Source organism: Mesorhizobium sp. M7A.F.Ca.US.014.04.1.1, assembly GCF_003998745.1.
Taxonomy (GTDB): Bacteria; Pseudomonadota; Alphaproteobacteria; order Rhizobiales; family Rhizobiaceae; genus Mesorhizobium; species Mesorhizobium ciceri.
In genome coordinates this window covers 1-3,509 of record NZ_RZRW01000583.1, presented here as the reverse complement: position 1 = coordinate 3,509, position 3,509 = coordinate 1, and the positions used below count along the sequence as shown (strand labels likewise).

Annotated in this window: 4 protein-coding genes; all 4 read right to left on the bottom strand. The window is 60.7% G+C overall.

Going from position 1 to position 3,509, the window contains the following annotated elements:
* On the bottom strand, positions 1 to 578 hold a 578-nt coding region (locus EOA22_RS27980), incomplete at its 3' end, for a carbohydrate ABC transporter permease (RefSeq protein WP_164755898.1).
* A complete protein-coding gene (locus EOA22_RS27975) occupies positions 578 to 1,501 on the bottom strand; it encodes a sugar ABC transporter permease (RefSeq protein WP_063167897.1) in 924 nt (307 codons plus the stop codon). The genes EOA22_RS27980 and EOA22_RS27975, both read right to left, overlap by 1 nt.
* Positions 1,502 to 1,704: 203 nt before the next feature.
* Complete coding sequence (locus EOA22_RS27970) at positions 1,705 to 2,982, bottom strand: sugar ABC transporter substrate-binding protein (RefSeq protein WP_063167896.1); 1,278 nt, start codon at positions 2,980 to 2,982, stop codon at positions 1,705 to 1,707.
* Positions 2,983 to 3,011: 29 nt separating this feature from the next.
* Positions 3,012 to 3,509: PLP-dependent transferase (locus EOA22_RS27965; protein WP_206521344.1), on the bottom strand; the 498-nt coding region annotated here is incomplete at its 5' end.

The following is a 3,509-nucleotide window of genomic DNA, read 5'->3' as shown; positions in this document are numbered from 1 at the left end:
ATCACCTTGCGCATCGCCTGCGCACGCGTGCAGCCGTCGATCATCGCCGCTTCCTCCAGATCCTTGGGGATGCCGTCGAAAAAGGACTGCATGAGGAAGGTGGCAAAAGCCGTGTTGAAGGCGGTGTAGATGATGATCAGCCCGGTCAGGCTGTTGATCAGTCCGATCTGACCCATCACGCGGTAGATCGGCGGAATGACCATCACCAGCGGAAAGGTCTGGGTCAAAAGCAACATCAGCGCCAGTGCTGCCTTGCCGCGAAAGGTGAAGCGCGACATGGCATAACCGGCAAGCGTGGCGATGATTGTCACCAGTGCCGCCGTCGATACCGAGACGATGACGCTGTTGAGGAAATAGCGGGGGAAATCGGTGGCCTCGAGCACGGTGACGAAGTTCTGCAGCGTCATGTGCGACGGCCAGAAGGTGATGCCTTCGGAATAAAGCAGCCGCTCCGGCGTGACCGAGATCTTCAGCGTCCAGTAGATCGGGAACAAGGCAAAGAGCACGTAAGCCGCGATTGCCGCGTAGAGGCCGATGCCGCCGAAGAAGCGCTGCGAGGCTGTGCGTCCTGCGATCATCAGACGTGCCTCACCAGGGTGCGGCGGATACCGATCAGCGCAATCGCATAGGCAATGAGCAGGACCAATAGCAGCACGGCCACCGCCGAGGCATAGCCCTTGTCCAGCGATTTGAAGGCGCTGACATAGATGTAGACCGGCACAGTGTTGGTCGAGCCGGCCGGTCCGCCTTCGGTCATGACGAAGATCAGGTCGGCGAAGGTGGCGATCCAGATGGTGCGCAACATCACGGTGATGGCGATGGTCGGCGCCAGAAACGGCAGCGTCACCTTGGTGAAGCGCTGCCAGGGCGAGGCTCCATCGATGGCCGCAGCCTCATGCAGTTCCGACGGGATCGACTTCAGCGCCGCCAGGAGCGTGATGGCGAAGAACGGAATGCCGAACCAGATATTGGCGACGATCGGCCCCCACATGGCGGTTGACGGATCGGACAGCACATTGGTCGGCTCGGCCTTCAGACCCAATGCAAACAGCCAGTGCGGCAGCGGGCCGATGATCGGATTGAACAGCCAGGCCCAAGTCAGGCCCGACAGGAAGGACGGCACCGCCCAGGGCAGGAACACCAGGGCTTGTACAGCCTTGCGGCCGCGAAACGGCTTGTCGAGCAGAAGCGCCAGGCCAAGGCCGAGGAAGAACTGGAAGAAAAGGCTGGCGACCGTCCACCACAACGTGTTGACCAGCGCCTGGCCCAGCACCTGATCCGACAGCATCGCCTGATACTGGCCGAGCCCGACATATTCGGACTTGAAGGCGGAGAACTTGCGGAAGGAGTAGCTGATGCCGATGACCAGCGGCACCAGAAGCACCACGACCAGCAGGATGATCGCCGGGCTGAGATAGAGCCATGGCTCGATAGCGGCATGCGACAGCCGCTTCTTTCGAGGCTTGCCGACGGATCGTATTTCGGACACGGCATAGGTCATTGGGTGAGGATCGGCTCCCTGGAGCAGCGGATGGACAATGAGCGGGGAGAAGTGCCGGTTCACCCTCCGAAGCTGCAGCGCAGCGGCTGCGAAGGATGGGCAGGCAGATGAGGGGCAGCGCAAAGTAGGCAAAACTACCGCCGCCCCTCATCCGTCACTTCGTGACACCTTCTCCCCGTGAACGGGAGAAGGAAAGAACGCGCTTATTTCTTGTTCTTCGCCATCCAGTCCTGCTGTTCCTTGGTCAGGAAGGCAGCCCACTGGTCGGCGACGTCCTTGGCCGTCTTCTGGCCAAGCAGCACTTCCTGAAAATTCTTGATCGCCACCTGGTCGACGAAATTGCCGAGGTTCTCCAGATGCGTCGGCGGGGTGACCATTTCATATTTGGAGCTGTCGCTGAGCTCTGTGAACCAGCCCTTGAACTGCTCGGTCTTGAAATGGGGATCCTGGTCGGCACCGTTGTGGATCGGGACGACGCCGACTTCCTTGGCCCATTCCAGATTGTCCTTCGGCGACAAAAGGGTCGCCATCAGCTTCCAGGCGTCGTCCTTGTGCTGCGAGTTGGCGAACATGGCCCAACCGGCATAGCCGAGTGTCGGATAGGATTTGCCGCTCGGCCCGACCGGCAATGGCGCTACCGCGAAATCGTCGGCGCTCATCTTGTCGGCGATGCCGAGCAGCGCGTCCGGATCCTGGTTGAGCATAGCGCAGGTGCCGGAATAGAAGCCGGTGACCGTTTCGTTGAAACCCCAGCTCACCGCATCCTTCGGCGCCAGGCCGTCCTTGTACATATCGGCCAGCATCTGCAGGCCCTTGACCGAGCCCTCCTCGTTGATCGTCGAAGTGCCGTCCTCGTTGAAGTAGCCACCCTTGCCCTGAGCGATGTTCATGAACATGTGCATGCCGTTGAAGGCACCCGGCCCGCCGCGCAGGCAGTAGCCGTATTTGCCCGGAATGGCGGAGATTTTCTTGGAGTCGGCGACGAACTCGTCGAGCGTGGCCGGCGGGCCGTCCAGACCTGCCTCCTTGAACAGCTTCTTGTTCCAGAACAGCGCGTTCACATAGTAGCCGTAGGGGATCATGAACTGGGTGTTGTTGACGGTCGAGCCGAACTGCTTGGCGCGGTCGCCCAGCGTCTTGGCGTCGTCCCATTTGGCCATATACGGGCCGAGATCCTCGAGCTGGGCATTGTTGGCATAGAGGCCCATCCAGCGTTCCGGCATCTCGACCACGTCGGGCGTGTCGCCGGCCTGCACCATGGTCAGGAATTTCTCGAACGCCTGCCCCCAGGGCAGCGAGATCAGCTCGACCTTGATGCCTGGATTGGCCGTTTCGAACTCGGCGATCTGCTTCTTCAGGAATTCGGTGCGTGGCGGGCTGGTGATGACTTCGACCATTTTCAGGGTCGAATCGGCCACAGCATTTCCGGCGGAAATCGCCAGTCCCGCAACGGTGGCAAGCATGACGGTCAGTTTTTTCATGTTCAAGACTCCCATTTTGAACCCGCTTGTTATTTTCTGGCTTTTTCGAAGGCTTGGGCGACATCCGCCCACAGGTCTTCGACACTCTCCAATCCGACATTGAAGCGGATGGTTCGGGGGCTGACGCCGAAGCGCGCCATCGAATTCAGGCCCGGCGTCTGCTCCAGCGACGCCTTGGCCGGCACGACCAGGCTTTCATGCCCGCCCCAACTGACGCCGATGCGGAAATATTTCAGCGCGTCGACGAAGACGGGGATGTCAATCTCGTCCGTAACCTCGAAGGAGAACAGCCCGGCATAGCCGGCCAGCGTCGCCTTGCCCGGGTGGTTCGAATAGACGGGATGGTTGACCCGCTCGACAGCGGCATGCGCCTTCAGCCGTTCGGCGATGGTCAGGCCGCTCTTCATGTGGTGCGGCAGGCGCAGCGGCAGCGTGCGCAGGCCGCGCAGCAAAAGCCACGCTTCGAACGGTGACAGCTTGCCGCCGAGATAGGAATAGGTCTGCTCGTTGATGTGCTTGATGTGGGC

Excerpts from the sequence above, each read along its gene's own strand:
- EOA22_RS27975 (WP_063167897.1), bottom strand. The coding sequence starts at position 1,501 with ATGACCTATGCCGTGTCCGAAATACGATCCGTCGGCAAGCCTCGAAAG.
- EOA22_RS27970 (WP_063167896.1), bottom strand. The coding sequence starts at position 2,982 with ATGAAAAAACTGACCGTCATGCTTGCCACCGTTGCGGGACTGGCGATT.